General features: G+C 65.8%; 24 protein-coding genes and 9 pseudogenes. 17 read left to right on the plus strand and 16 right to left on the minus strand.

Features of this window, described 5'->3' with window-relative positions; genetic code table 11:
• Positions 1-191 precede the first annotated feature (191 nt).
• The 3 genes from E6W36_RS08170 (at position 192) to E6W36_RS08175 (ending at position 1,110) form a co-directional block, all read left to right on the plus strand.
• Positions 192-560, plus strand: a complete 369-nt coding sequence (locus E6W36_RS08170) for a GAF domain-containing protein (RefSeq protein WP_222874316.1) — start codon at positions 192-194, stop codon at positions 558-560.
• Positions 561-595: 35 nt separating this feature from the next.
• A complete protein-coding gene (locus tag E6W36_RS20590; protein WP_281277500.1) occupies positions 596-721 on the plus strand; it encodes a hypothetical protein in 126 nt (41 codons plus the stop codon).
• Between the two features lie 122 nt (positions 722-843).
• Positions 844-1,110 carry a DUF2293 domain-containing protein gene (locus E6W36_RS08175; protein ID WP_222874317.1) on the plus strand — a complete coding sequence of 89 codons (267 nt, stop codon included), beginning with the start codon at positions 844-846 and terminating at the stop codon, positions 1,108-1,110.
• Positions 1,111-1,183: 73 nt separating this feature from the next.
• Here the strand turns inward: E6W36_RS08175 and E6W36_RS08180 are convergent, their stop codons facing one another.
• The gene (locus E6W36_RS08180; RefSeq protein WP_222874318.1) at positions 1,184-1,450 is read right to left on the minus strand and encodes a DUF3297 family protein; all 267 of its coding nucleotides are present in this window, start codon (positions 1,448-1,450) and stop codon (positions 1,184-1,186) included.
• 215 nt (positions 1,451-1,665) lie between these two features.
• Between E6W36_RS08180 and E6W36_RS08185 the strand changes: the two are divergent.
• Positions 1,666-2,922, plus strand: a pseudogene (locus E6W36_RS08185) (argininosuccinate synthase).
• A 152-nt stretch (positions 2,923-3,074) separates the two neighbouring features.
• Here E6W36_RS08185 and E6W36_RS18525 read toward each other — a convergent pair.
• The gene (locus tag E6W36_RS18525; RefSeq protein WP_246048439.1) at positions 3,075-3,248 is read right to left on the minus strand and encodes a hypothetical protein; all 174 of its coding nucleotides are present in this window, start codon (positions 3,246-3,248) and stop codon (positions 3,075-3,077) included.
• On the opposite strand from E6W36_RS18525, the pseudogene E6W36_RS08190 reads away from it, so the two are divergent.
• The 3 genes and pseudogenes from E6W36_RS08190 to E6W36_RS08200 all read left to right on the plus strand — a co-directional run bounded on the left by E6W36_RS08190 (position 3,175) and on the right by E6W36_RS08200 (position 7,458).
• A pseudogene (locus tag E6W36_RS08190) lies at positions 3,175-4,175 on the plus strand (LacI family DNA-binding transcriptional regulator). The gene E6W36_RS18525 and the pseudogene E6W36_RS08190 overlap by 74 nt on opposite strands.
• An 88-nt stretch (positions 4,176-4,263) precedes the next feature.
• A complete protein-coding gene (locus E6W36_RS08195; RefSeq protein WP_222874319.1) occupies positions 4,264-5,664 on the plus strand; it encodes a sugar porter family MFS transporter in 1,401 nt (466 codons plus the stop codon).
• Positions 5,665-5,685: 21 nt separating this feature from the next.
• Positions 5,686-7,458 (plus strand): annotated as a pseudogene (locus E6W36_RS08200) (IlvD/Edd family dehydratase).
• Between the two features lie 234 nt (positions 7,459-7,692).
• Here E6W36_RS08200 and E6W36_RS18530 read toward each other — a convergent pair.
• From E6W36_RS18530 to E6W36_RS08235, 10 genes and pseudogenes are all read right to left on the minus strand, one after another.
• A complete protein-coding gene (locus tag E6W36_RS18530) occupies positions 7,693-7,941 on the minus strand; it encodes a hypothetical protein (protein WP_246048241.1) in 249 nt (82 codons plus the stop codon).
• Positions 7,938-8,276: a hypothetical protein gene (locus E6W36_RS18535; protein ID WP_246048242.1), complete on the minus strand. Its 339-nt coding sequence runs from the start codon at positions 8,274-8,276 to the stop codon at positions 7,938-7,940. Before E6W36_RS18535 ends, E6W36_RS18530 begins: the two co-directional genes overlap by 4 nt.
• A 20-nt stretch (positions 8,277-8,296) precedes the next feature.
• Positions 8,297-8,389, minus strand: a pseudogene (locus tag E6W36_RS23245) (hypothetical protein); the annotation flags it as partial.
• A 95-nt stretch (positions 8,390-8,484) separates the two neighbouring features.
• The gene (locus tag E6W36_RS08210) at positions 8,485-9,009 is read right to left on the minus strand and encodes a sugar-binding domain-containing protein (protein ID WP_222874321.1); all 525 of its coding nucleotides are present in this window, start codon (positions 9,007-9,009) and stop codon (positions 8,485-8,487) included.
• Positions 9,003-9,650 (minus strand): hypothetical protein, encoded by a 648-nt coding sequence (locus E6W36_RS08215; RefSeq protein ID WP_222874322.1) that lies wholly within the window; start codon positions 9,648-9,650, stop codon positions 9,003-9,005. Before E6W36_RS08215 ends, E6W36_RS08210 begins: the two co-directional genes overlap by 7 nt.
• A pseudogene (locus E6W36_RS08220) lies at positions 9,637-10,504 on the minus strand (SMP-30/gluconolactonase/LRE family protein). Before E6W36_RS08220 ends, E6W36_RS08215 begins: the two are co-directional and overlap by 14 nt.
• Positions 10,504-11,273: pseudogene (gene xylB, locus E6W36_RS08225) on the minus strand (D-xylose 1-dehydrogenase). Before xylB ends, E6W36_RS08220 begins: the two co-directional pseudogenes overlap by 1 nt.
• A 132-nt stretch (positions 11,274-11,405) precedes the next feature.
• A pseudogene (locus E6W36_RS20595) lies at positions 11,406-11,681 on the minus strand (aldehyde dehydrogenase family protein); the annotation flags it as partial.
• Positions 11,672-12,724, minus strand: a complete 1,053-nt coding sequence (locus E6W36_RS08230) for an aldehyde dehydrogenase family protein (protein ID WP_281277501.1) — start codon at positions 12,722-12,724, stop codon at positions 11,672-11,674. The gene E6W36_RS08230 and the pseudogene E6W36_RS20595, both read right to left, overlap by 10 nt.
• A gap of 22 nt (positions 12,725-12,746) precedes the next feature.
• A pseudogene (locus E6W36_RS08235) lies at positions 12,747-13,900 on the minus strand (fumarylacetoacetate hydrolase family protein).
• Positions 13,901-14,217: 317 nt separating this feature from the next.
• On the opposite strand from E6W36_RS08235, the gene E6W36_RS08240 reads away from it, so the two are divergent.
• The 8 genes and pseudogenes from E6W36_RS08240 to E6W36_RS08275 all read left to right on the plus strand — a co-directional run bounded on the left by E6W36_RS08240 (position 14,218) and on the right by E6W36_RS08275 (position 19,501).
• Positions 14,218-15,270 carry a glycoside hydrolase family 43 protein gene (locus E6W36_RS08240; RefSeq protein WP_222874323.1) on the plus strand — a complete coding sequence of 351 codons (1,053 nt, stop codon included), beginning with the start codon at positions 14,218-14,220 and terminating at the stop codon, positions 15,268-15,270.
• Entirely contained in the window at positions 15,231-15,764 is a 534-nt protein-coding gene (locus E6W36_RS08245) for a beta-xylosidase family glycoside hydrolase (protein WP_222874571.1), read from the plus strand. The genes E6W36_RS08240 and E6W36_RS08245 overlap by 40 nt, the downstream gene beginning before the upstream one ends.
• A 158-nt stretch (positions 15,765-15,922) precedes the next feature.
• A pseudogene (locus E6W36_RS08250) lies at positions 15,923-17,405 on the plus strand (NAD(P)/FAD-dependent oxidoreductase).
• Positions 17,406-17,422: 17 nt separating this feature from the next.
• Complete coding sequence (locus tag E6W36_RS08255) at positions 17,423-17,818, plus strand: GtrA family protein (protein WP_222874324.1); 396 nt, start codon at positions 17,423-17,425, stop codon at positions 17,816-17,818.
• A gap of 249 nt (positions 17,819-18,067) precedes the next feature.
• Positions 18,068-18,619, plus strand: coding sequence for a hypothetical protein (locus E6W36_RS08260; protein WP_222874325.1), 552 nt, complete (start codon positions 18,068-18,070; stop codon positions 18,617-18,619).
• Entirely contained in the window at positions 18,607-18,825 is a 219-nt protein-coding gene (locus E6W36_RS08265) for a hypothetical protein (protein WP_222874326.1), read from the plus strand. Before E6W36_RS08260 ends, E6W36_RS08265 begins: the two co-directional genes overlap by 13 nt.
• Complete coding sequence (locus E6W36_RS08270) at positions 18,762-19,061, plus strand: hypothetical protein (RefSeq protein ID WP_222874327.1); 300 nt, start codon at positions 18,762-18,764, stop codon at positions 19,059-19,061. The genes E6W36_RS08265 and E6W36_RS08270 overlap by 64 nt, the downstream gene beginning before the upstream one ends.
• A gap of 38 nt (positions 19,062-19,099) precedes the next feature.
• Positions 19,100-19,501 (plus strand): hypothetical protein, encoded by a 402-nt coding sequence (locus E6W36_RS08275; protein WP_222874328.1) that lies wholly within the window; start codon positions 19,100-19,102, stop codon positions 19,499-19,501.
• Between the two features lie 102 nt (positions 19,502-19,603).
• On the opposite strand, the gene E6W36_RS08280 is transcribed toward E6W36_RS08275, so the two are convergent.
• From E6W36_RS08280 to E6W36_RS08295, 3 genes are all read right to left on the minus strand, one after another.
• Positions 19,604-20,260: a MarC family protein gene (locus tag E6W36_RS08280; protein WP_222874329.1), complete on the minus strand. Its 657-nt coding sequence runs from the start codon at positions 20,258-20,260 to the stop codon at positions 19,604-19,606.
• An 81-nt stretch (positions 20,261-20,341) separates the two neighbouring features.
• Positions 20,342-21,445 (minus strand): bifunctional methylenetetrahydrofolate dehydrogenase/methenyltetrahydrofolate cyclohydrolase FolD, encoded by a 1,104-nt coding sequence (folD, locus tag E6W36_RS08285; protein WP_425459706.1) that lies wholly within the window; start codon positions 21,443-21,445, stop codon positions 20,342-20,344.
• A gap of 3 nt (positions 21,446-21,448) precedes the next feature.
• Entirely contained in the window at positions 21,449-21,760 is a 312-nt protein-coding gene (locus E6W36_RS08295; protein WP_222874330.1) for a YggT family protein, read from the minus strand.
• A 125-nt stretch (positions 21,761-21,885) separates the two neighbouring features.
• On the opposite strand from E6W36_RS08295, the gene E6W36_RS08300 reads away from it, so the two are divergent.
• Entirely contained in the window at positions 21,886-22,476 is a 591-nt protein-coding gene (locus tag E6W36_RS08300; protein WP_222874331.1) for a hypothetical protein, read from the plus strand.
• Between the two features lie 15 nt (positions 22,477-22,491).
• Here E6W36_RS08300 and E6W36_RS08305 read toward each other — a convergent pair whose 3' ends face one another.
• A complete protein-coding gene (locus E6W36_RS08305) occupies positions 22,492-22,779 on the minus strand; it encodes a hypothetical protein (protein ID WP_222874332.1) in 288 nt (95 codons plus the stop codon).
• Between the two features lie 257 nt (positions 22,780-23,036).
• Between E6W36_RS08305 and E6W36_RS08310 the strand changes: the two genes are divergently transcribed.
• The gene (locus tag E6W36_RS08310; RefSeq protein ID WP_222874333.1) at positions 23,037-24,722 is read left to right on the plus strand and encodes an SBBP repeat-containing protein; all 1,686 of its coding nucleotides are present in this window, start codon (positions 23,037-23,039) and stop codon (positions 24,720-24,722) included.
• Positions 24,723-24,751: the final 29 nt, after the last annotated feature.

A 24,751-nucleotide genomic window follows, 5' to 3' on the forward strand; every position in this document is an offset into this window, starting at 1 on the left:
TAGAGTGGGGACGAGCTTTGCTACCGAGAGCTAGACCTTTCCCGTTTTTGATTGAATCACTTTTGGCGAGGCAATCAAAACGGACAAGAAGGGTCTACACAAAGAGTGAGAGCCTTTCTTATCGCCTTCGCTTGAGGCCCTTGTGTTAAAGTGCCTCGGTCTCCGCCGGAAAGGCTCCAGGAACGGGTCGGATGGACGCCGCATCGTTTAAATTTTACTATTCCCCGCTTCTCGAGCAGGTCCGCCTGCGCGAGCTCAAGGCGCTGGACATCATGAACAGCGACGCCGAATCGAGTTTCGACACCATTGTCGATCTGGCGGCTGCGATCACGCAGGCGCCGATCGCGGTGATCTCGCTGCTCGACGAGTCGCGCCAGTGGTTCAAGGCTCGGGTCGGGCTGGACGTTCCGGAGACGCCGCGCTCGATCGCCTTCTGCGACCACACCATCCGCTCCGACGAGCCGATGATCATCGAGGACGCCCTGGAAGACCCGCGTTTTGCGCAAAATCCCTGGTACTCTCCCAGCCCTGTATCCGCTTCTACGGCGGCTTCCCGCTGAAGCTGCGCACCGGCAGCCGGCCCGGCGCCCTATGCGTGATTGGCAGCCAGCCGCGCACGCTCAGCCAGCCCCAGATCGTACAGCTCAAGCTGCTGGCGGCCATCACCGCCGAGCTGATGCAGATGCGTGCCGCCACCCGCCGGGCGAACGCTCTGGCGTAACGCGCAGTCCGGCGCTAGGACGATCCCCGGCCCGTAGCTCAGCTGGATAGAGCACGTGCCTTCTAAGCTCGGGGTCGTAGGTTCGAACCCTACCGGGCGCGCCACACCCTTTTCGGCGAGATATGGAACGCAACGCCCTGACCCTGCTCGTCCAGCGGCTGCTGCCGCGCTGCCCCGGCCTGTACCGCGAGGAGGTCGTGCGGCGGCTGGCCGGGCGGCCGCTTGCTCCCAGGCAGGAAAACGATGCCGTGCTCGAGATGGCGCGCGCCGTGATCCGCCATCAGTTGACCGACTACGACGATCTCTGGAGCCGCCACGGCCTTGCGCCCGAGGAAGCGAAGCTGGCGGTCGCCGGCGAGATCGAGGACCGGCTGGCTGACTGGCGCTGAACGGATCAGGCTCTTTTCAAAGAGTTGGACCTTTATTCACGTGTCAGAGCGATTCCTCTGACACGATCAAGGTTTAGTTGCTCTCGCGCAGGAACGGCTCGACCGAGCCTTTCAGCTTCATGGTCATCGGCCGGCCGCGCCGGTCGAGCGATTTGCCGGCGGCGACGCGAATCCAGCCCTCGGACACGCAATATTCCTCGACATTGAAGCGCTCGGTCCCGTTGAAGCGGATGCCGATCCCCTTCATCAACAGGTCAGCGTCGTGGAACGGGCTGGTCGGGTCCAGGGACAGACGGTCCGGCAGGGCGGCTTCAGGCATGTCTTCGGGCGTATCGGTCATGGCGGGTCCGTTGTGGTAGCGCTTGGCAAGCCTTGCCCCTGCGATAAGCCGCAATAGAGCAACGGACTTTAAATCCGCATCAGCCTGATGGCATACTCAGCGCGGATTTTAAGTCCAAAGTTGCTCTAGAAATCCATGAATCTAAAGCATCTTTTCCACTTAAATGCGACACTCCGCTTGATCCCGGCTGCGGGTCGCATTTAAGCGGAGATGCTTTGCCCGTCAACCCTACCGGAGTCGCCCCTCATGAATTCTCCTGCGAGTTCCCCGTACGCAAAGTCGTGCTCGCCTATTCGGGCGGCCTGGATACTTCGGTCATCCTCAAGTGGCTGCAGACGACCTATGCCTGCGAGGTCGTGACCTTCACCGCAGACCTCGGCCAGGGCGAGGAGCTGGAGCCGGCACGACAGAAGGCGCTTCTGCTCGGCATCCGCCCGGAGAACATCTTCATCGAGGACCTGCGCGAGGAATTCGTGCGCGACTACGTGTTCCCGATGATGCGCGCCAACGCGCTCTACGAGGGGCAGTATCTGCTCGGCACGTCGATTGCCCGCCCGCTGATCGCGAAAAACAGATCGAGATCGCCAACGCCGTCGGGGCGGACGCCGTGGCGCATGGTGCCACCGGCAAGGGCAACGACCAGGTACGCTTCGAGCTCGGCTACTACGGCCTGAAACCCGACGTCCGGGTGATCGCCCCTGGCGCGAGTGGGATCTGACCAGCCGCGAAAAGCTGATCGAATTCGCCGAGGCCAACCAGATTCCCATTGCAAAGGACAAGCGCGGCGAGGCCCCTTCTCGACCGACGCCAACCTGCTGCACACCTCGTCCGAGGGCAAGGTGCTGGAAGACCCATGGGAAACCGTCCCGGACTACGTCTACTCGCGCACCAATCACCCGGAAGACGCGCCGGACGAGCCGCAGATCATCACCATCGACTTCGCGCGCGGCGATGCGATTGCCGTCGACGGGCAGGCAATGTCCCCGGCGACGCTGCTGGCGCACCTCAACAATCTCGGCCGCACCCATGGCATTGGCCGGCTGGACCTGGTCGAGAACCGCTTCGTCGGCATGAAGTCGCGCGGCATGTACGAGACGCCTGGCGGGACCATCCTGCACGCCGCCCACCGGGGCATCGAGCAGATCACCCTGGATCGCGGTGCAGCGCACCTGAAGGACGAGCTGATGCCGCGCTATGCGGAACTGGTCTACAATGGCTTCTGGTTCGCACCCGAGCGCGAGATGCTGCAGGCGGCGATCGACCACAGCCAGGCCCATGTCGAGGGCACGGTGCGCCTGAAGCTCTACAAGGGCGGGGTCTATGTGATCGGCCGCAGATCGCCCAAGTCGCTCTACTCCATGCGCCACGTGACCTTCGAGGATGACGCCGGCGCTTACGACCAGAAAGATGCCGCCGGCTTCATCAAGCTCAACGCCCTGCGCCTGCGCCTGCTGGGCCGCCGCGACGCCTGAAGCCTGCTTTGCCGCAGCGCGCTGTGCCGTCCGGCGCGCTTTTTGAGGGCCTGCGCCGATGCAGTCGTATGCGTGGCGTATCGTCGCGAAATATGCTGGCATGCGATATGAAAACGGCTAGGTTTTCGCACAAGCGCCGCGCGAGCGGGCCTTCATAAGAGCGAAACAGCACCGATGTCGTCGCAGCCCACCAAACGCCGCCGTAGCGCACCGACGATCAGCGATGTGGCACGCACCGCCGGTGTTTCGCCGATGACGGTCTCGCGCGTCATCAACGGCGAGGCCAGCGTGCGCGCTGAAACCCGCGCCACGGTGGAGGCGGCCATCGCGGCGCTCAACTATGCCCCGAACCCGGCGGCGCGCAGCCTTGCCGGCATGAGCCAGATCCGCATCGGCCTGCTGTACAGCAACCCCAGCGCTGCGTACCTGAGCGAATTTCTGGTCGGGGGCTTGAGCAGGCCAGCCGCAGCCATGTCCAGCTCGTGGTCGAAAAATGCGACGTTGGCGGCCCGGAAGTGGAGGCAGCCCGCGAGCTGGCGGCAAGTGGGGTCGACGGTGCAATCCTGCCGCCACCGATCTGCGAAAACAGTGCCGTGCGCGCCATCCTGGAAGAAGCCGGAATGCCCATGGTTGCTGTCGCAGCCGGTTCGCTTTCGCAGGACTACAGCGCTGTCAGCATCGACAACTACGGCGCAGCCAAGGCCATGACGCAGCACATCCTGGCCCTCGGCCATGTCGATATCGGCTTCATCATCGGCAATCTGAACCATACGGACAGCACCCGCCGTCTGGACGGATTTCGCGACGCCCTGAAAGAGGCAGGGTTGCCGCTGAATGAGCGCTATGTGGCCCAGGGCGAATTCACTTACCGTTCCGGCCTCGATGCAGCGGAGCAGTTGCTGGACCTTGAGACGCCCCCGTCGGCAATCTTCGCGAGCAACGATGACATGGCCGCCGCGACCGTCGCCGTCGCCCATCGCCGCGGGCTGGATGTGCCCGGTGATCTGACCGTCTGCGGCTTCGACGATACGGCGCTGGCAACAACCATCTGGCCGGAGCTGACGACGATCCATCAGCCGATCGCCGAAATGTCTCGGGTCGCGCTCGACACCCTGGTGCAGGTCATCAAGGCGCGCCGCGCCGGCCGCCACAGCGCTGCCCAGCATGTGCTGCTGGATTTCGAGCTGATCAGACGCCAGTCCGACGCCGCGCCGCGTCGTCGCCCGCCCGTGCGCAGCAACAATCGTCGCTGATGTCATTTCTCCGGTTTTCTTTTTGAAGGTAGCGCTAACAATGCGCCGCAAGCTCTAACAACAATCACGGAGCGGGGAGGTATCGAGAATGTCTGAGCAGATGGACCAGCAGGTCAACATGGGCTTTGTCGTGGCGATCGTGGCGGTCGCCACCATCGGCGGACTCCTGTTCGGGTACGACAGCGGCGCCGTGAACGGCACGCAGGATGGCCTGAAGAGCGCCTTTGCCCTGTCGGACGAAGGGCTGGGCTTCACGGTTGGCTCCCTGCTGATCGGCTGCACCATCGGCGCGACCCTGTCTGGCCGCCTTGCCGATCTGTTCGGGCGGCGCAACGTCATGATGCTCGCCGCCGTGCTGTTCCTGGTCGGTGCGCTCATCCAGGGCCTGGCCGGATCGCAGCCGCTGTTCGTCTTCGCCCGCATCATGGGCGGCATGGCGGTCGGGGCCGCCAGCGTGCTCTCGCCGGCCTATGTGTCGGAAGTCGCGCCCGCCAACATTCGCGGCCGCATGACCACGCTGCAGCAGATCATGATCATCTCCGGCCTCACCGCAGCCTTCGTGGTGAACTACTACCTCGCGGCGGCGGCCGGCAAGTCGACCAGTGAGATCGCCGGTCTGCCGGCCTGGCGCTGGATGTACCTCATGCAGGCGATCCCGGCGGCGGTGTTCCTGGTCGCGCTGTTCTTCATTCCGGAGAGCCCGCGCTATCTGGTTGCCAAGGGGCGCGACGACGATGCGCGCACCGTGCTGACCAAGCTGTTCGGCGCACAGACCGCCGTTACGAAGCTCTCCGAAATCAAGGCGAGCTTCAGCGACCACAAGCCGCGCCTGTCCGACGTGCTGGCCAAGGGCACGGTGCTGCGTCCGATCGTCTGGGCCGGCATCCTGATCGCGGTGTTCCAGCAGCTCGTCGGCATCAACGTCATCTTCTACTACGGCGCAACGCTGTGGCAGCTCGCCGGCTTCACGGAGAATGACGCGCTGCTGATCAACATCGCCTCCGGCGTGGTCTCGATCGGCGCCTGCATCGTCACGGTGCTGCTGGTCGACAAGATCGGCCGCAAGCCGCTGCTGCTGATCGGATCGATCGGCATGTCGGCCACGCTGCTCGCGATGGTCTATGCCTTCTCGCAGGGGACCCTGGACGCGCAGGGCCAGCTGTCGCTGTCGCCCGAGCTGGGCCTGATCGCCGTGGTTGCCGCCAACCTTTACGTGATCTTCTTCAACGCCAGCTGGGGACCGGTGATGTGGGTGATGCTCGGCGAGATGTTCCCGAACCAGATCCGTGGTTCCGCGCTCGCCGTCGCCGGGTTTGCCCAGTGGGGTTCGAACTATCTGATCGTCCAGACCTTCCCGATCATGGCGGCGGGGCTGGGTCTGGCGCTCAGCTACAGCTTCTATGCCGGCTGCGCCATTGTCAGCTTCTTCCTGGTCCGCACCTTCATCAAGGAGACGGCCGGCAAGGAACTGGAGGCGATGGAAGGCTGACCTTGCGCTGAGGACACCCCGATGACCCGGACGCCCGCCCGCCCGTTCCGATCGCGCGACTGGTTCGCGGACCCCGCGCGCGCCGACATGACGGCGCTCTACCTCGAGCGCTTCATGAACTACGGGATGACGCCGGAAGAGCTTCGCCCGGGCGTCCGATCATCGGCATCGCCCAGAGCGGCAGCGACCTCAGCCCCTGCAACCGCATCCACCTGGACCTGGCGCGGCGGGTGCGAGACGGCATCCGCGACGCCGGAGGCATTCCGCTGGAATTTCCGGTGCACCCGATCTTCGAGAACTGCCGCCGCCCGACCGCCGCATTGGACCGTAACCTCGCCTACCTCGGTCTGGTCGAGCTGCTGTACGGCTACCCGTTCGACGCCGTGGTGCTGACCACCGGCTGCGACAAGACCACGCCGTCGGCGATCATGGCGGCGACCACGGTCGATATCCCGGCCATCGTGCTGTCCGGCGGGCCGATGCTGGATGGCTGGCACGAGGGCGAGCTGGTTGGTTCCGGCACTGTCATCTGGCGTAGCAGGCGCAAGCTGGCGGCCGGCGAGATCACGCAGGACGAATTCCTGGACCGCGCCTGCAGCAGTGCGCCGTCGGCCGGCCACTGCAACACCATGGGCACGGCCTCGACCATGAATGCCGTGGCGGAGGCGCTCGGTCTGTCGCTCACCGGCTGTGCGGCGATCCCTGCGCCCTACCGCGAACGCGGGCAGATGGCCTACGAGACCGGGCGGCGCATCGTCGACATGGCCTACGAGGACCTGCGGCCCACCCACATCCTCACGCGCGCCAGCTTTCTGAACGCGATCGCCGTCGTCAGCGCCATCGGGGATCAAGCAACGCGCAGCCGCATGTCGTCGCCATGGCGCGCCATGCCGGGATCGACCTGACGCCTGACGACTGGACGACCGCCGGTTACGACATTCCCCTGCTCGCCAATGTGCAGCCGGCCGGGCAATATCTGTGCGAACGCTATCACCGGGCCGGGGCGTGCCGGCGGTCATGGCGGAATTGCTGCGCGCCGGACGCATCGACGGCGCCTGCCGCACGGTAACCGGCAGGACCATGGCGGAAAACCTGGCCGGGTGCGAAAGCCGTGACCGCGACGTCATCCGGCCCTACGATGCACCTGCGGGAGCGTGCAGGCTTCCTGGTGCTGCGCGGCAATCTGTTCGACTGCGCCATCCTCAAGACCTCCGTGATTTCGCAGGATTTCCGGGCGCGGTATCTCAGCGCGCCGGGCGCGGAAGGCGTTTTCGAGGCGCGGGCGATCGTGTTCGACGGCTCGGACGACTACCATCATCGCATCAACGACCCGAGCCTCGACATCGATGAGGGCTGCATTCTGGTCATCCGCGGCAGCGGCCCGCTCGGATGGCCCGGTTCGGCCGAAGTGGTCAACATGCAGCCGCCCGATGCCCTGATACAGCGCGGCGTCATGGCGCTTCCGACCCTGGGCGACGGCCGCCAGTCCGGTACGTCGGACAGCCCGTCGATCCTGAACGCTTCCCGGAAAGTGCCGCAGGCGGTGGCCTGGCCTGGCTGCGCACGGGCGACCGCATCCGCATCGATCTGAACGCGGGCACCTGCAATGCCCTGGTTGCACCGGACGAGATCGCGCGCCGCCTGCAGGAAGCCCCGCCGCCGGTGCCCGCCAGCAATACACCATGGGAAGAGCTGTACCGGGAGAAGACCGGTCAGCTTGCGGACGGCGCAACCCTGGAATTCGCGCTGAAATACCGGGGCCTTTCAGCCCGGACTCCGCGCCACAACCACTGAAACCCGACCCCGATCCTCAGAGCCTGATCGGTTGAGATTGACCCACACGCCATCGCGCGGTTGTACACGCGCCGCTCACCCTGAGCTGGACGAAGGGCTGAGCGGCTCGTGGTTCGTCCAGGCTCACCACGAGCGGACTTTACAGCCTGCTCCGTGAAGATCGGAATGGCGATCCCATCCAATGTCATCAGACTCTAGACCTTGATCGTTTCAGATTGATTCAATCTGAAACGATCAAGGTCTAGGTGTGACCGGCCGCTCGAATGGGCCTGCCGGCAAGTGCGCGCCATCGAACAGCGTGCAGACCGGGCTGTCCGCCCAGCAGAAGCGCACCCGATCCGCAGCACCTGCGCCGATCGACAGGAGAACCGTGTTCGCCGTTGCGATCCGGGCATCGACATAGCGGCATGCGCCAGCAGCGCGGCCGCACAGCTCGAACCCGATGGGACGGGCATTGCTGTAGGCAGTCAGCGCGCCAGTCACGTCGCTGAACCGGACCTCGACCGTCGTCGCGTCGATCCGGCGGGCGGCAACGGCAACCGGGCCTGACGGCGGCTCCGGTGCCCCGAACACGACATGGCGGATCGCGCGGGCAAAGCGGCGCCCAGTTCCTGCTTGTTCGTAGGGTGGATGTCGTAGCGGTCGCCGATATCGATTGTGACAGCAAGGCCCATGTGCGGATCGCGCGCGACCGCCTGCGCCTGTGCCGCGCGCAGATCGGCCCAGCCGCTTTCAGCCGGCCGGGTTGGCGGCGCGCCGTAATTGGCGAGCTGGGCCACAAAACCGGCAGCGTGGCGTTGCCGAACTGGCGGCGCCATTGTCCGGCCAGAGCGCCCAGTCGGTCAGCGTAAAGCTGTGGTTCGCCCGTGTCGGACTCGCCCTGATACCAGAGAGCGCCTTTCAGGGTGTAAGGCCCGATGGGCGCGACCATGGCGTTATGGATGATGCTGAGGCCCGCAGTCGGCTCCCAGGGTACGCGCGGCGGCTGCTTCTCGCCCGAAGTGTCCAGCCGGTAGCGCCAGCCGGTCAGCGGGATTGGAGCCGCCCCTGAAGCTCCAGACGAACCGCCTCTGCCGGCCCTGCCATGCCGCCTGCGCCATAGGTGTCGAGCGCGTTGACCACGATGTCGTTGTCGCCAGCGCGCAACACGCCGGCCGGCACCGTGTAGTGACGCAGGTCGCCCGCGCCTGAACCGGTGCCGACCATGCGACCGTTGATCCAAACCTGATCCACCTCGTCGATGCGTCCGAGATGCAGGGTCGCGGGGCGGCGCGCCTGCTCGGCGCTGAGCATGAGGCGCGTGCGGTACCAGACCATGCCGTTGTAGGCCGAGAGCTCCGGCACGCCCCAGTTTTCCCAGGCCGTGAGAGCAGGAACGCTGCGCCAGGTATCGCCGCCGGACTGCCGCCAGGGCTCGGCGACGCCGGAATTCCTGCTGCGCCACCAGTTCTCCCAGACACGCGCCCAGACTTTGAGCGCCGCGCCCACGTCGGTGCGCGCGAGGCGCAGAACCTCGAGCGTCTCGACGTTATCCTTGCGTGCCGTCAGCACGTCCTCCGCTGTCCACGCCTGAATCTTGCTGCCACTCCAGGCGGCCACGACAAGCCCCATGGGGATGTTGAGCGTCTTTTCAGTTCGCGCGCGGTGAAGTAGCAGGCGGCGGAAAAGTCCCCAACCGTCTCGGGCGACGTCGGCTGCCAGCGTACCGGGCGCAGGAACTGGCTTTGCGGGCTGAGTGCGGTATCGTTCTGGACCGTCAGCATGCGGATATCGCGGTCGGTGGCATTGCGTTGTTCCGACTCGCTGTCGAGGGCACGGTTCACCTGCTGCACCATGTTCGACTGGCCGGAGCAGAACCACACATCGCCGACCAGGATGTCCTGCACGGTCTGACCGGCGCCGCCAGCATCGGCGACGCTGAGCGTATATGGCCCACCCGGCGCATGCGCGGGCAGGGTGACGCGCCAGCGGCCCGCGCCGTCCGCCCGGGCAGGGACTTCGCCGGAGTCGAAGCGCACGACCAGCGCTGCACCGGGCGCGGCCGTACCCCAGACCTCGACCGGCTGCCCGCGCTGCAGCACCGCATGATCCTGGAACATGGCATGAAATTGCGGCTGCGCGCTGGCCGGCACCGACAACAGCGGCAGGAAAAGAGTGAGGGCGAGACCGAGGCGCGGACTAAGCACGGACACGACCGGCCAGCCGGCCGGCGACATCAAGGGTGGCAGCGAAGAGGTTGCCCGCGAGCGGCTGCGCCGCCAGATCCTCAAGGCTCAGACCCTTGCGTGCGCTGGTCGCATATAGCGTCTTCAGGTCCGGGCCGCCAAAAGCGACTTTGGTGATGTTGGCAGCCGGGAACTTGATGCTGGCGAGCAGTTCCCCGCCCGGCGAATAGCGCCGGGCCTGCCATCCGGCCCACAATCCGATCCAGACGCAGCCCTCGGCGTCGACGGTCGGGCCGTCCGGATAGCCGTCTGTCTCGGCGATGGCGACAAAGGGCTCCGGCGCACCGAGTGCCCCGTCCTCTGCAACCGGACAGGCGAGGATGCGCCGGCCCAATGTATCGACGGCATAGAAAGTCCGGCCATCGGGCGAGAGCGCCGGACCGTTGGTGATCGTCACCGGGTCGAACGCGCAGGCCCGGATATGCGTGCCGTCGTAGCGGTAATAGCGCCCGGTGGGTGCCATCTCCGCATCGTCCATGGAGCCGAACCAGAGGATGCCGTCCGGCCCGACGGTCGCATCGTTCAGGCGATTGCCGGGCAGGTCCGGCTCCACATCGGCGATCCGCGTGAACGCGCCCGTCGCCGGATCGAAGCAGGACAAACCGGTTTTCATGCCGGCAAGGAGCACCTCGCTTTCGGTGAGCGCCAGCCAGCCGACCGGTGCCGGCGCAGGCCAGGAGGCAAGGCCCGACGTCGCCGGGTCAAAGCAGTGGACGGCAGGCCTTGATGTCGACAAACCACAGGACGTTGCGTCGCTCGCACCAGACCGGACCTTCGCCCAGTGACGCCGCGACCGGGCACACCATCCGGACGTTCGCCATCAGCGCCACCCTGCGTCCACAAAGTAGGAATGCGCCGTGCACATCCGCGCATCGTCGGACGCGAGGAACAGTGCCATCGCGGCAATGTCGGACGGCATCACCCGCTCCTTGAGGCACTGGCTGTCGAGGATGCGCTGGGTTTCGCCCTCGCTGTGCCACAGGGCGTCCTGCCGCGGCGTCTTGACCGCACCGGGGACGATCGTGTTCACGCGGATGTTGTGCATGCCGAGGTCCCGCGCCAGCGCGCGCGTCATGCCCTCGATCGCCGCCTTGGCGGTCTGGTAGACAACGAGATGCGGCAGCGCGAGGTGCCAGCTGATCGAACCGAGGTTGACGATCGCCCCGCGCCCGGCGCGCTGCATCGCCGGGATGACGGCGCGCACAGCGAAGAATTGATGGCGCAGGTTGACGTTGATCCGGTTGTCCCAATAGGCGGGAGTGACTTCTTCACAGGTGTGGCGATCGTCGTTGGCGGCGTTGTTGACCAGGATGTCAATTCCGCCCAGCGCCCGTTCGAACCCCGCGAAGGTCGCCGCAAGGGACTCCAGATCCGTCAGATCGCACGGCGCATAGATCGGTGCCTGTTCGCAGACCGGCGTCAGCCGATCGACCAGCGCCCTGGATGGTCCATCCGCGATATCCACGAAGGCGACGCGGGCACCCTGCGCCGCAAAGGCCTCCACGATGGACTCGCCGATGCCCGAGCCGCCCCGGTCACGATGACCTTCTTGCCCTTCAGGCTCGGGTAGCTGGCACGCCCCTCGACCATGTTTGCAGCATGCAGCACGCCATCAATCTCCGATGTAGACCGTCTTGGTCTGAGTGTAGAATTCGAGTGCCGCGAAGCCCGCTCGCGCGGGCCGTAGCTGGATTTCCGGGTGCCGCCGAAGGGCACATGATAGTCGACGCCAGCCGTTGGCAGATTGATCATCACCATGCCTGCGCGCACATTGCGGCGGAAGTGCCGCGCATGCTTCAGGGATGTCGTGACGATGCCGGCAGACAGGCCGAAGCTGCCGCGGTTGGCGATGTCCAGCGCCTCTTCGTAATTCCGGGCACGTATCGTCGAGACGACGGGCCCGAACACTTCCTCGCTGTTGATGCGCATGTCCGGTGCCGTATCCGCGATCACGGCCGGGCTCATGAAATAGCCCGGGGTCTCGCGCTTCAGCGGCATGCCCCGGTCACCAGGCGTCCGCCCTCGGCTGTGGCGATCTCCACGTAACGCAGGTTCTGTTCGAACTGGGACGCGCTGGACGCCGGCCCCACCTGGGTCGCAGCATCGAGCGCCGCACCGACCTTCAGGGCCCCGGCCCGCTCGGCGAGCGCTGCCACGAACCGGTCGTGGATGCTGTCTTCCACGATCACGCGCGAGGAGGCGGTGCAGCGCTGGCCGGTCTGGAAGAAGCCGCCATCGAGTGCGATGGCGACGGCTCGGTCGAGATCGGCGTCGCCCAGGACCACCAGCGGGTTCTTGCCACCCATTTCCAGCTGAACGCGCGCCTGCCGTGCGATGGCCCCGGCTGCCACCTTTGCGCCAACGCCCTGCGAGCCGGTGAACGAGATCGCATCGACATCCGGATGGTCGACGATCGCGGCGCCAACCCCGCCCTGCCCGAGCACCAGATTGAACACGCCGGCCGGCGCGCCGCATTCGTGCACGATCTGCGCCAGCGCCCAGGCGGTCGCCGGCGTGATATTGGCCGGCTTCAGCACCACCGTATTCCCGAACGCCAGCGCCGGTGCAGCTTTCCAGGCGGGGATCGCGATCGGGAAGTTCCAGGGCGTAATCAGCCCGTAAACCCCGACGGCCTCCCTGTGCGTACTGACATCCAGCCCGGGACGGGTCGACTCCAGGGCCTGGCCATGGCGGCGCAGCGCCTCGCCAGCGAAATATTTGAAAATGCGCGCGGCGCGCAGGACTTCGCCGGTCGCCTCGGCGCGGGTCTTGCCTTCCTCGCGCGCCAGCAGTTCGCCGAGGTCGGCCGCACGCGCCATCAGGGTCGCGCCGACTTTGTCCAGCAGATCGAACCGGACTTCAGGCGAGGTCATCGACCAGGCCGGGAAAGCGGCGCGGGCGGCGGCCACTGCAGCATCCACCTCCGCCTTGCCGCCATCCGGGAAGACGGCGACCACATCGTCGGTATTCGAGGGGTTGCGGCTTTCCAGCGGCGTTGCAGCGCCTGTCGCGACGCCGTTGATGAAATGGGTCAATTGCATGGCAGGGTCCATAATCAGACTGTCAGAAGATCCGGGCGGCGAGATTGCGCATCAGCGCACGCACGCCGAACGTCCAGGGGCTGCGTCTTTGGATGTGGCGACGCGGTTGGCGAGCACCCCAGCCGCGCGGCGGCAATGGTCACCCGGTCGCCGACCTTGTGCGTAAAGCCCCGGCCTGGCTCGTCCCGGTCCTGCGTCGGTGCGAACAGGGTGCCAAGAAACAGCACAAAGCCGTCAGGGTACTGATGTTCGCTCATGGCATGACGGAGCAGGGTCTCCGGGTCCCGGCTGATCGCGCGCATGCTGTTCACGCCGGTCAGGCGATAGCCGTCCTCGCCTTCCACCGTGAGATCGATCTCCATCGCCCGGACATCGTCCATGGTGAAGGTCGCGTCGAACAGCCGGATGAACGGCCCGACGGCGCAGGAGGCGTTGTTGTCCTTCGCCTTGCCGAGCAGCAGGGCGGAGCGCCCTTCGAAATCGCGCAGGTTGACGTCGTTGCCCAGCATCGCCCCGACGGCAGCGCCGGCACTGTCCGCGACCAGCACGACCTCGGGTTCCGGGTTGTTCCACGTCGAGTCCGAGCGCACCCCGATTTCCTCGCCCCAGCCGACGCTCGCGAGGATCGGTGCCTTGGTGAAAATCTCCGCATCCGGGCCGATCGCAACCTCAAGATACTGCGACCACATACCTTCGCGGATCAGCGCATCCTTCAGCGCGGCCGCCTCGTCGGAACCAGGCACGACGCTGCGCAGACCGGACCCGATCAAACCTTCCAGGCGGGCACGAATTCCCGCCGCTGCCGCCGAGTCGCCGCGCGCGCTCCTCGATCACGCGTTCCAGGGTCGAGACCGCGAAGGTCACGCCCGCTGCCTTGACGCATTGCAGATCGATCGGGGAAAGCAGCCGCAGGCCCGCTGTCGGCCCGGTGCCGAGCGGCAGCGCCTCGAGTGGCCCCAGATCCTCGCCGCCGTCGAATGCACGCGCCTCGATCAGGTCGACCGTCGTAGGGCCGACCCGCGCCATGTCATAGAGGCGGCCGCCCCGGATCAACGCAGGCGATGGGCCATCGCCGCGATCAATGCGACCGAGAAAACTGCCCGCGTGCCAGTCTGCAGGCAGCGCAGCATCTGCGCTGAACGTGAATTCCCCAAGGCAATCCCCTATTTGAGGCATTAATTGATAGCGCTAACATCCAATTTTACCTCACCTAAGTCAAGCCTGTTGCGAGGTTCGAGCACACAAGCACGGCCCAAACTGCGGGAGATTGTTATTGATAGCGCTATCATATAGAGGGTACCTATAAGTTGGGTACCTATAAATTCGATGCCCAATAGACCGGGGCACATGGGGAGGAGGCAGAATGCGGAGTGTTCTAATCCTGTTTTGCGCGCTGTTTTCATGCCGAACATCGCCTGCGCCCTTGATGGGCCAATCGCACGGTTCGGCTGGGTGACAAGCAGGGGCGAGGATCCGGTTGAACGGGCATTCCCGTGCAAGCGGGGCAGTTTCGCAACCCGATCCTGCCGGGGTTTCGCCCGGACCCGTCCATTACACGCGTCGGGAATGACTATTATCTGGTGACGTCTACCTTCGCCTGGTTTCCGGGCATTCCCGTCTATCACAGCAAGGATCTGGTCAACTGGCGGCAGATCGGCAACGCTATCGATCGACCCAGCCAGCTCGACTTCAGCGGACTGGGCGTGATCCAGGGCGTCTTTGCGCCGACGATCACGCACCATGCCGGGGTCTATTACATACTGAATACCTGCGTTGGCTGCGGCGAAAACTTCCTGCTCACCGCGAACGATCCGGCGGGACCATGGTCTGACCCGATCTGGCTGCCATTCGAGGGCATCGACCCTCGCTGTTTGTGGATGAGGACGGCCGCGCTTGATCCTCAACAATGGCGTGCCCATTGGGGCTCCCGCTACCAGGGGCACCGGGCGATCTGGATCCAGGAATTCGATCTCAAGGCGCGCCAGCTCATCGGGCCGCGATCGGTACTGGTCGATGGCGGCGTCGACCCGAAAACCAAGCCGATCTGGATCGAGGGCCCGCATCTCTACAAGGTCGACGGCTGGTATTATCTCGTCCCAGCCGAAGGCGGTACGGCGGAAGATCATGCACAGACGGTCTACCGGGCGCGCCACATCACCGGCCCGTTCACGCCTGGTCCGGTCAACCCGATCCTGACCCAGCGCGATCTGCCGGCTGGTCGCCCGTGGCCGGTCGAAGCGACAGGGCACGCCGACCTGGTGCAACGCCCGGAAGGCGACTGGTGGGCGGTCTTTCTCGGCACAAGGCCCTATGATGGCCAGTTGACCAATCTCGGCCGGGAGACCTTCCTGCTGCCCGTTTCGTGGCAGAACGGCTGGCCGCTTGTCCTGCCGCAGGACGTCCCCGTCCTCACGTGCTGCCGGCACCCTCTGGGGCACAGCAGACGCCGCTGCCGGAGGCGTGGCGGGAGACGTTTGATTCGGCTGCACTCGGGCCTGAGTGGATCATGCTGCGGACACCCCGGGCAGAGCGCTGGTGGAGCCTGACCGACGAGGCTGGCACACTGCGCATGGCGGCTCGCGCAGACGCACCAGGCGGGACTGGCCAACCCAGTTTCGTCGGGCGGCGGCTCACCCGCCACCACGAGACAATCGAGACCGAAGTGCAGTTTAGCCCGGAACGTGCCGGCGATCGTGCCGGGCTGCTGGCGCTGGTTGATGAGAACCACTTCCTTGCCCTGGTCCTGGAACGTCAGGCCGATGGCCGCGATGCGGTGGTTCTGCGGCAGCGGCGCGCTGCCGATCAGGGCAGCGTCGGGGTCGTCATTGCGCAGTCTCCGGCTCCCGCCGGCCAAACGCTGCGCTTGCAGCTCAGCTTTCGCGGTGCCCGGCTGGATGCTGCCTATGCAACAGGCGAAACGGGCGCTTGGCGCAGCCTGGCCAGGGATGTGGACGCCAGCATTCTGGCGACCGTGAATGCCGGGCTGTTCACGGGCACAGTCGTCGGCCCCTATGCGGGCCGTGATGCGGAAAAGCCGTGACCAGGGCGACAAGATTTCGTTAACCATATAAAAACTTGGTAAAATCCCGCTCACTTAACAGGATGTGAAGGACTGGTCGGTCAAATCGGGTTCCAAAACGATTTGGAGCCAGGACAGATGACCACGAAGAAGTCGGCACCGGGGCAGTCGACGTCGCCATCATCGGCGCGGGTCCGGCGGGACTGACGGCAAGCTATCTGCTCACCAAGGCTGGATACTCGGTCATGGTGATCGAGAAGGACCCGACCTACGTCGGCGGAATCAGCCGCACGGTCGAGTACAACGGCTACCGCTTCGATATCGGCGGCCACCGCTTCTTTTCCAAATCGAAGGAAGTGGTCGACCTCTGGAACGAACTGCTGCCGGACGATTTCATCGAGCGGCCGCGCCTGTCGCGCATCTTCTACGACGGCAAGTTCTACAGCTATCCGCTGAAAGCCTTCGAGGCACTGTTCAACCTTGAGTCTTCCGCTCGGCCCTGTGCATGCTGTCCTACGCCAAGTGGAAGCTGCGGCCGCACCAGCAGGTGAAAACCTTCGAGCAGTGGGTGACCAACCAGTTCGGCGCGCGCCTGTTCGGCATCTTCTTCAAGACCTACACCGAGAAGGTGTGGGGCATGCGCTGCGACGAAATCTCCGCCGACTGGGCTGCCCAGCGCATCAAGGGCCTGAGCCTTGGCGGCGCGATCCTCGATGCGGCGCGCCGGTCGCTGTCGTTCGGACGTCGCCGCAAGAACGACGGCATGGCCGTGAAGACCCTGCTGGAATCGTTCCGCTATCCGCGCCAGGGCCCCGGCATGATGTGGGAGGCCGCGCGCGACAAGACCGTCGCCCAGGGCGGCACGGTGGTGATGGGCCACGCGGTCGAGCAGTTGCGTCTCAACGATGCCACCGGCCGCTGGACGGTGACGGCGCGCGATGCGGACGGCAACCTGATGCTGGTCAACGCTGCGCATGTCATCAGTTCGGCGCCGATGCGCGAACTGGTTGGGCGCATTCACCCGATGCCGGCATCCGTCGGCAATGCGCTGGCGCTGCGCTACCGGGATTTTCTCACCGTGGCCCTGATGATCCGGGCCGAGGACCTGTTCCCGGACAACTGGATTTACATCCACGACCCCAAGGTGAAGGTCGGCCGGATCCAGAATTTCCGTTCCTGGTCGCCGGAAATGGTGCCGGACCAGAGCATGGCCTGCGTCGGGCTGGAATATTTCTGTTTCGCCGGCGACGGCCTGTGGACCATGGACGACAAGGACCTCATCCGCCTCGCCACCGAGGAACTCGCCTATCTTGGTCTCGCCAGGCCGGACATGGTGGCTGACGGCTGCGTGGTACGCCAGGAAAAGCCTATCCGGTCTACGACGACCACTATCGCGAGCAGGTGGACGCCATCCGCAACGACCTCATGGAAAACTACCCGACCCTGCATCTGGTCGGCCGCAACGGCATGCACAAGTACAACAACCAGGATCACGCGATGATGACCGCCATGCTGGCGGTGCGCAACATCCAGGCCGGGGAAGCGCTGTACGACCTCTGGGGCGTCAATGAAGACGCCGAATATCACGAGGCCGGGCGCGAGGGCGCGCAAGCCGCACTGAACAGCGTGCGCCTGACGCCGCAGCGGGTGAAGGCGGCCTGATGCGCCTGAGTGCGGGAGTGCGCGCGCGCCTGCTGCAGGAGGCAAGACTCGGCGCGCGCTATTTCGGCGCCAGCCTTGCCGCAACGCTGCTTGACATCGCGCTGTTCCAGCTCTGGATCGGGCATGGCGCGGCGGCAGGCATCGCCGCCGCGATCGGCTATACGTCCGGCTTGTTGTTGCATTACCTGCTGTCCCGGCTGGCCTTCGCCTCCACGCGGCGCGGCACAGCCCAGATCGGCGAACTGGCCGGCTTCGTAACAACTGGCGTGTTCGGTCTGGCGCTGACGACGCTTGGTGTGCAGGCGTTGGCGCTGACGGGCGCGCCGCCGCTCCTCGCCAAGTTCGCCATGATCCCGGTCAATTTCTGCGCGCTGTATCTGCTGCGCCGCCGGCTGGTCTTCCAGCGGGCATGACCATGACGGCGGTATCGCCCCTGCCGCGCCCACGCGTTCGGCAGTCCTCAGGCCCATCCACGCCGTTCTGGCCGGCTGGATCGCCTTCTGCCTGCTGAATGCTGCGAACGCCGCCTTCTTCAGCCCGCGATGGTATCTGGACTTCGACAGCGACTCGCTGATGCGGCTCCAGCAGGTACGCGACCTGCTGGCCGGGCAGGGTGGTTCGACCTCCATCAGGCAAGGCTGGGCGACCCCGGCGGCGCGTCCATGCACTGGACGCGGGTGGCCGATCTCGGCATTGCCGGGCTGGTCCTGGTGTTTCGACCCGTCCTCGGTCAGGCGCATGCAGAGATCTGGGCGGCGGCACTCTACCCACTGCTGCTGTTCCTGCCGTTCCTGGCCCTGATCGCCCGCACCGCCCGCAACCTTGACGGCGCAACGGCGGGCGTGCCCGCAATCACCGTCGCGACGGCGCTTCTATCGCCGGCGGCGCTGATCCACTTCCAGCCGGGCAACATCGACCACCACAATCTGCAACTGATTGCCCTGGCGATGGTCGTCTGCGGTGCAACCGGCGGGCGCACGGGCCGGGATGGACTGCTGGCCGGCGCTGGCGTCGCCCTTGGGATTGCGGTTGGCGTCGATGCCGCACCCGTGGTGATGGCAGTTGCCGCTGCCCTGCTGCTGCTCTGGGCGCGCCAGCCGGGCCGCTACGCCCGGTTTCTGCGCGCATTCGGGCTGTCGATCGTCGGGCTGGTCGCAGCCGCAGTACTGGTGTTCAGCCCGCACCCCTGGTCCACGCAGTCTTGCGATTCCTGACCCCGCCGATGGCGGCGTTCTTCCTCGCGTTCGGCGGCGTCTGGCTGGCGGCAACGGCGTTTTCGGGCGGCTGGCGTCCCCGGCTGCCCGCTTCGCCGCCGCAGCCGGGTTCGGGCTCGGCGCTGGCGCACTGCTGCTGCTGGTGTTTCCGGCCTGCCGCAACCCCATCCCGCTCAACCACCCGCTGCTCTGGACCTACTGGATGAACGCGATCAACGAGAACCGCTCGGTGGTCGATTTCGCGCTCGAGAACCCGTTCCGGCTGATCAGCCTCTACGTACCCACCTTCATTGCGTTGATCTGGACAGTCCGGCTCGTGCGCGCCGGTGCGCTCCCGGGTGGGGCGTGCGCGACCCTGGCGGCCGCCATCGTCATGGCGACGGCGCTCACCATGAACCAGGTCCGCGCCCTGCCGCAGATGGCGACCCTGATCGTCCCCTGATCGCCGTCGCCATCGCGCGCCTGCAGACATCTCCCAGCATGCTGCGGCGGCTGGGTGCCTGGGTGCTGTTCGTGCCGACGGGCTACACGCTGATCGGCTACAAGCTTGATGCTGCCTTGCCCGAGGCGGCAGCACGCCCAGCCGCCCAGCAAGAGGTGACACCCGGCGCAAGCGTGTTCTCGCAATACTGCCTCGATGATCGTTTGCTGCAGCGCTTGCGCGCCCTCCCGGCGAGCAGCATCGCGACAGGCATGAACCTCTCGCCGCTGCTGATCGCCTACACGCCGCATCGTCTGCTGGCGGCAACCTATCATCGCAACGCTGCCGTCAACCTCTGGACGATCCAATGGCTGACGGCGCCCCGGCAACGGCCGCCGCCCTGCTGGCGCAGCGCAGGCCCGACTACATGCTCTACTGCCCGCAGGACCCGATGTTCATGACCATGGCGCAAGGAGCGCCCGCAGGCCTGCTGGCGCAGATCGCACAGGGCAGACCCCGAACTGGCTGAGGCCGGCGCTGCCGCTGAACGACGGCGGCATGCTTTATGCAGTCAGGCCGAACACATTGCGCACGCCGTCGATCACGAACTGAGTGGCAAGCGCGCAGAGCACGACGCCGAGCAGCCGCGTCACCACGGTGGTCATGGTCTTGCCCATGCGGCGCATCAGCGGCCCGGCCGCCAGCAGCGCCAGCAGGGTGATCAGCAGAACCGCGCCAAGCGCCGCCATCACGGCGGAGAGACCCATCCAGGTCCCGGCGTGCTTCGACGTGAGCAGCATGACGGAGGCGATCGAGCCGGGTCCGGCGATCATCGGCATGCCCATCGGGAACACGGAAACGTCTTCTTCCTCCAGGCGATGATGATGCGCCTGCGCCTCGCGCGCGACCTGCTCGGCGCGCTCCTCTCGGCGCTCGCTGCGCCGCTCGAACACCATGTCGATGGCGATGGCGAACAGCAGCAGGCCGCCGGCGATGCGAAAAGCATCGAGACTGATGCCAAGTGCTGCCAGAAACGGCTCGCCGGCAATCGCGAACAGCAGCAGGATGCCGGCCGCGACCAGCACGGACCGCACCGCCATCACTTTCCGATGCCGCGGCGAAGCATTGTGGGTCAGGCCGGCGAAAATCGGCGCGCAGCCCGGCGGATCAATGATGACCAGCAGGGTCGCAAACGCAGGGACAAAGACATCAAGCCACACCGGATGCAGCCTCCAGCGGGGAGGGCAGCCCGGCGCGGCGGGCGGCGGCCTCGACCGTGTTGCGCAGCAGGCAGGCGATGGTCATGGGGCCAACCCCGCCCGGCACGGGGTGATGGCACCAGCAACCGCGACCGCCTCCTCGAAAGCCACGTCGCCGACCAGCCGCGTTTTGCCGGGTTCACCCGCCGGCACACGGTTGATGCCGACATCGATGACTGTCGCACCGGACTGCAACCAGTCACCGCGCACCATCTCCGGCCTGCCGACGGCGGCCACGACAATATCAGCCGCACGCACCAGCCCGGGCAGGTCGCGGCTGCGGCTGTGGGCGATAGTCACCGTGCAGCTTTCGCGCAGCAGCAGTTGCGCCATCGGCTTGCCGACGATGTTGGAGCGCCCGATCACGATGGCGTTGCGCCCGGCAAGATCCGGCAACACGGCGCGCAGGAGCAGCAGCGCGCCCAGCGGCGTGCAGGGCACGATGCCATCCTGGCCGGTTGCCAGCAGCCCGGCATTGACGACATGGAAGCCGTCGACATCCTTTGCCGGGTCGATGGCGTTGATGACGGCGCTTTCCGGAATGTGCTTGGGCAGCGGCAGCTGCACCAGGATGCCATCGACGCGCGGGTCGTCGTTCAGGGTCCGCACAAGGCTGAGCAGGGCCTCGGCGCTGGTATCCGCCGGCAGCCGGTGCTCGAACGACGCCATGCCCGCCTCAAGCGTCTGCTTCGCCTTGCTGCGTACATAGACCTGGCTGGCCGGGTCCTCTCCCACCAGCACCACCGCCAACCCTGGCGGGCGTCCGAGCTGCTGCGAGAGCGCTGCGGCACCGGCCGCGACCTGCGCGCGCAGCCGGCCGGCAATGGCTTTCCCGTCGATCAACGCTGCGGTCATTCGGCCCCGTGATGCCTGCAAGACGCCCGGCCAACGCAGCCGGATCGCCGGAGATATGAACCAGCTTATCCCGGCTCGCGGCCCCGCGTACCAGCGCCACCGCGGAAGGCGCAACCCCATGGCACTGGCGACGAGCCGGATGAGCGCGGCGTTGGCTTCGCCGTCCGCCGGTGCGGCGCGCACCTTGACCTTCAGGATGGTTCTGCCCTGCGCATCGCGGCTTATCCCGTCGATGCAGTCCCGTCCGGCGCGTGGCGTCACTTTGAGGGCGAGGCGCAGGCCGTCCGCCACCGCTCAGAGCAGGCTCGCCAGTCCGTTGAACGCCCCGCGCAGGAGATAGTTGCGCACGCCGATGATCAGGATCACCAAAATCATGGGCGCAAGGTCAATCCCGCCAAGATCGGGCAGCAGGCGGCGGATCGGCCGGCATAGCGGCTCGATGATCCGGTTCAGCGTGTTGAGAATCTGGCCGACGAAGGGGTTGTAGGGGTTGATGACGTTGAAGGCGATCAGCCAACTGGCGATGACCGTAATGAAGATCGCCCATGTCAGCAGCTCAAGGCCGGTGTCGGCGAGGAAATAGAGAAAATCCAGGATGGCGATCATCGAAAATTCCAAAAGGGTTTCCCGTTTATCTAGCCGGAGCAGTGGACCCGGGCAAGGTCGGGGATTTAACGGAATGTCAACTTCGATCCCGCTAGAGTTTCGTGTCGACGTGTCGGGGTTTTGCCGTGCCCAGCCTGATCAACTCACTTGCCGGCAGCAGCATTCTGGCCAGCAGCGGGAACAGCAGCAGCAGCGTGTTCACGCCGGTGCAGCTGGATCTTTCCGTGCTGGCTACCGGCAGCTTCAACACCTTCGATATCATCGATATCGCGCCGAAAGCCTTCACGGCCAAGCTGGTCGAAACACCGTTCCAGACGGCGGCGACGGAAGAATCTCTCCAGTCTCGCGCCGACTCTGCGCTGGGCGTCTCCAGGTTCATCAACACCAGCGATCCGGCGGTCGCCCGCGCCGGCAGCAACCCCGACCTGAAGGCCACCTTCGCGCTCTATCAGGGCTTGCGCAACCTGCAGGCGCTGGCGGCGTACGCCGGGGACGATAAAAGCCCGCAATCGAAACTCACCGCGCTCGCCGCCAAGTTCGACGCCGGGCTGGCGGAAATCCGCAACTACATCGGGACGGCGAAGACCGATCAGCTCGGCCTCTTGACTGGCGAGAAAGTGACGTCGCTGCAATCTGTCGTCGTGCCAACCAGCAGTCCGTCCCTTGCGAACACGGCGGTGCAAAAGGCGAGCGTCTGGAAGCCGTGCCTGGGCTGAACGGCGACGAGGTGTTCACGCTCGATCTGAAAAACCGACCCGAAATCGACGACGGCGCCGGCCGCGCTCACCATCGACCTCTCGGAACTCGATGGACCGCCCAACCTCAACAACATCGTCCGGCTCATCAACAAGAAGATCGAATCCGTGGTCGGAACCGACGGCAAGCCGCTCTATTTCAGCCGCGCGGAAGTCTTCACCGACAAGAACGGCGACTTCGGCCTGCGCTTCTCCGGCACATCGTCGGAGCGCATCGCGATCAGCGCGCCCGATGTCGAACCCTCGGTCTATGTGCTTGGCCAAACCAGCAAGAGTGGCGCAGTGTCGACCGGGCAGATCGTCCGCTTCGATACGCCCGCCGACAGCCCAACCGTGGGCGCAACCGCCAAGGTCGCAACCATCGACGCCGAGGCGACAGCGCTCGCCCAGAAGGTTTTCGAGACCCAGACCCAGACGGAACCCCGCGCCAAGGGGCCCCGGAACCGGTCGCGCCCGGCAATATCGATGCCGAAACCCAGGCGCGCGCCATCGCCACCGACAGCCAGGGCTTCGTCTACACCGTGGGGCGGGCGAGCGGAGACCAGGGCGCGTTCCAGAATCCGAACGAAAACGATATCGTCCTCAACAAATACACCTCGGACGGTACGCTGGTGTATTCACGTTACGTCGGCGTCTCGGACAAGGCGGACGGCTACGCGATCGCGGTCGACAAGGACGACAACGTCATCATCGCCGGCACGACGACGGCCAAGCTCGACAGCCGCGACGTGTTCTCCGGCCAGGACAGCTTCGTCTCGAAATATTCCTCGGACGGTGCGGAAATCTTCACCGTGCAGCTCGATGGCATCGGCGTCGATACGCCGAGCGCGCTGGCGACCGACGCCAACGGCGACATCTACGTCGCGGGGTCGGTGAGCCTGGGCTCGGTCCGGTCCGGCCTTTCGACGGTGGGCGGGCAGGATATTTACGTCGCGCGGATCGATGGCGGCGCGCGCACGGTCGAGGGCCTGACCAGCCGTATCGAACAGGTGGTGCAGCTCGGCACGACCGGCAGCGACTCCGTCGGAGCCCTGGCGTTCGATACCGGCGGCCGGCTGCTCGTCGGCGGAACCGAAGACGGGCGCGCCATCGTCCGCAGCCTCGACGCCGCGGACCTCGCTGCAACCGGCGACCGGATTGACCTCGGTGCGCTCGGCGGCGGCGCGCTCACCGGCCTTGCGGTCGACAGCGATACCGGGGCCATCGTCGTCGCCGGCTCGACCCGGGCCGGCGGTCTGGGCGGCGCTGCGGCGCAGACAGGCAGTTTCTCGGGCGACACCGATGGCTTCGTGGCGCGGCTCGACCCCGGCCTGAACGTTGACGGCGTCACCTATCTCGGTGGCACCGGCGCTGAAAAACTGGCAGGCATCGCCGTGCGCGACGGCAAGATTTATGTTGCAGGCCAGTCGAACAACGGCTTTCTCGCCGGCCAGAAAGGCAAGGTCGACAGTTTCCTCGCCCGCATCGACGAAGCCTCGGGCGCGGTCGAATCCGTCACGTCCAACGGCAGCGAGGGCGACAGCTTCGAAGTCCGCGGCCTGGCCGTGGGCGAGGCGACCTCCGGCACACTGAAGAAGCTCGGGCTGCGCGCCGGCGTCTACAACCCGACCCAGAACACGGATCTGCTCGCCGCCACCAGCCTGCGCGAAGGCGATCACTTCTATATTTCCGTGAATGGCGGCGCGCGGCGCAAGATCACCATCGAGGCCGGCGAAACGCTGGACCGGCTGGCGCGAAAGCTCACGCAGGTCTCCGGCCGGGCGCTCACGGCCACAGCCAGTTTCGCCATCGGCGGCCGCCAGTTGTCCTTGCGCCAGAGCGGCGACAACGAGGTCGCCATCATCGCCGGCGACGCGGGGAGCGATGCGCTCGGCAAGCTCGGCATCGAAGCGGCGAGCCTGATCCCGACCAAGAGGCTGTTCGACATTTCGGAGTCGACCGACAACAAGTCCGGCGTGACCGCGCAAACCCCGGCGGCTTCTTCGCGCTCAACCTGGCGCAACCGTTGGCGCTCACGGACAAGAAAGCGGCAAAATACGTCGCCACCCAGATCGACAGCGCGATCGAACAGGTCCAGCGCGCCTACCGCTCGCTCTACTACGATGCGACAAAGGCGCGCCTGGAGCGCGCCCAGGCCAGCCAGGGCGCAGTGCCGGAATTCCTCACCAAGCAGATCGCAAGCTACCAGGACGCCCTGTTCCGCTTGACCGGCAGCACAGGCACCACAAGCGGCGGC

This window comes from Hankyongella ginsenosidimutans (assembly GCF_005144965.1).
Taxonomy (GTDB): domain Bacteria; phylum Pseudomonadota; class Alphaproteobacteria; order Sphingomonadales; family Sphingomonadaceae; genus Hankyongella; species Hankyongella ginsenosidimutans.

Coding starts and splice junctions, on each gene's coding strand:
- E6W36_RS08195 (WP_222874319.1), top strand. CDS start 4,264: ATGTCTGAGCAGATGGACCAGCAGGTCAACATGGGCTTTGTCGTGGCG.
- E6W36_RS08260 (WP_222874325.1), top strand. CDS start 18,068: ATGCACTGGACGCGGGTGGCCGATCTCGGCATTGCCGGGCTGGTCCTG.
- E6W36_RS08170 (WP_222874316.1), top strand. CDS start 192: ATGGACGCCGCATCGTTTAAATTTTACTATTCCCCGCTTCTCGAGCAG.
- E6W36_RS08175 (WP_222874317.1), top strand. CDS start 844: ATGGAACGCAACGCCCTGACCCTGCTCGTCCAGCGGCTGCTGCCGCGC.
- E6W36_RS08275 (WP_222874328.1), top strand. CDS start 19,100: ATGCTGCGGCGGCTGGGTGCCTGGGTGCTGTTCGTGCCGACGGGCTAC.
- E6W36_RS08230 (WP_281277501.1), bottom strand. CDS start 12,724: ATGCAATTGACCCATTTCATCAACGGCGTCGCGACAGGCGCTGCAACG.
- E6W36_RS08295 (WP_222874330.1), bottom strand. CDS start 21,760: ATGATCGCCATCCTGGATTTTCTCTATTTCCTCGCCGACACCGGCCTT.
- E6W36_RS18525 (WP_246048439.1), bottom strand. CDS start 3,248: ATGGCCGCCTCCACCGTGGCGCGGGTTTCAGCGCGCACGCTGGCCTCG.
- E6W36_RS08180 (WP_222874318.1), bottom strand. CDS start 1,450: ATGACCGATACGCCCGAAGACATGCCTGAAGCCGCCCTGCCGGACCGT.
- E6W36_RS18535 (WP_246048242.1), bottom strand. CDS start 8,276: ATGGCGCCGCCAGTTCGGCAACGCCACGCTGCCGGTTTTGTGGCCCAG.
- E6W36_RS08245 (WP_222874571.1), top strand. CDS start 15,231: ATGCTGCGGACACCCCGGGCAGAGCGCTGGTGGAGCCTGACCGACGAG.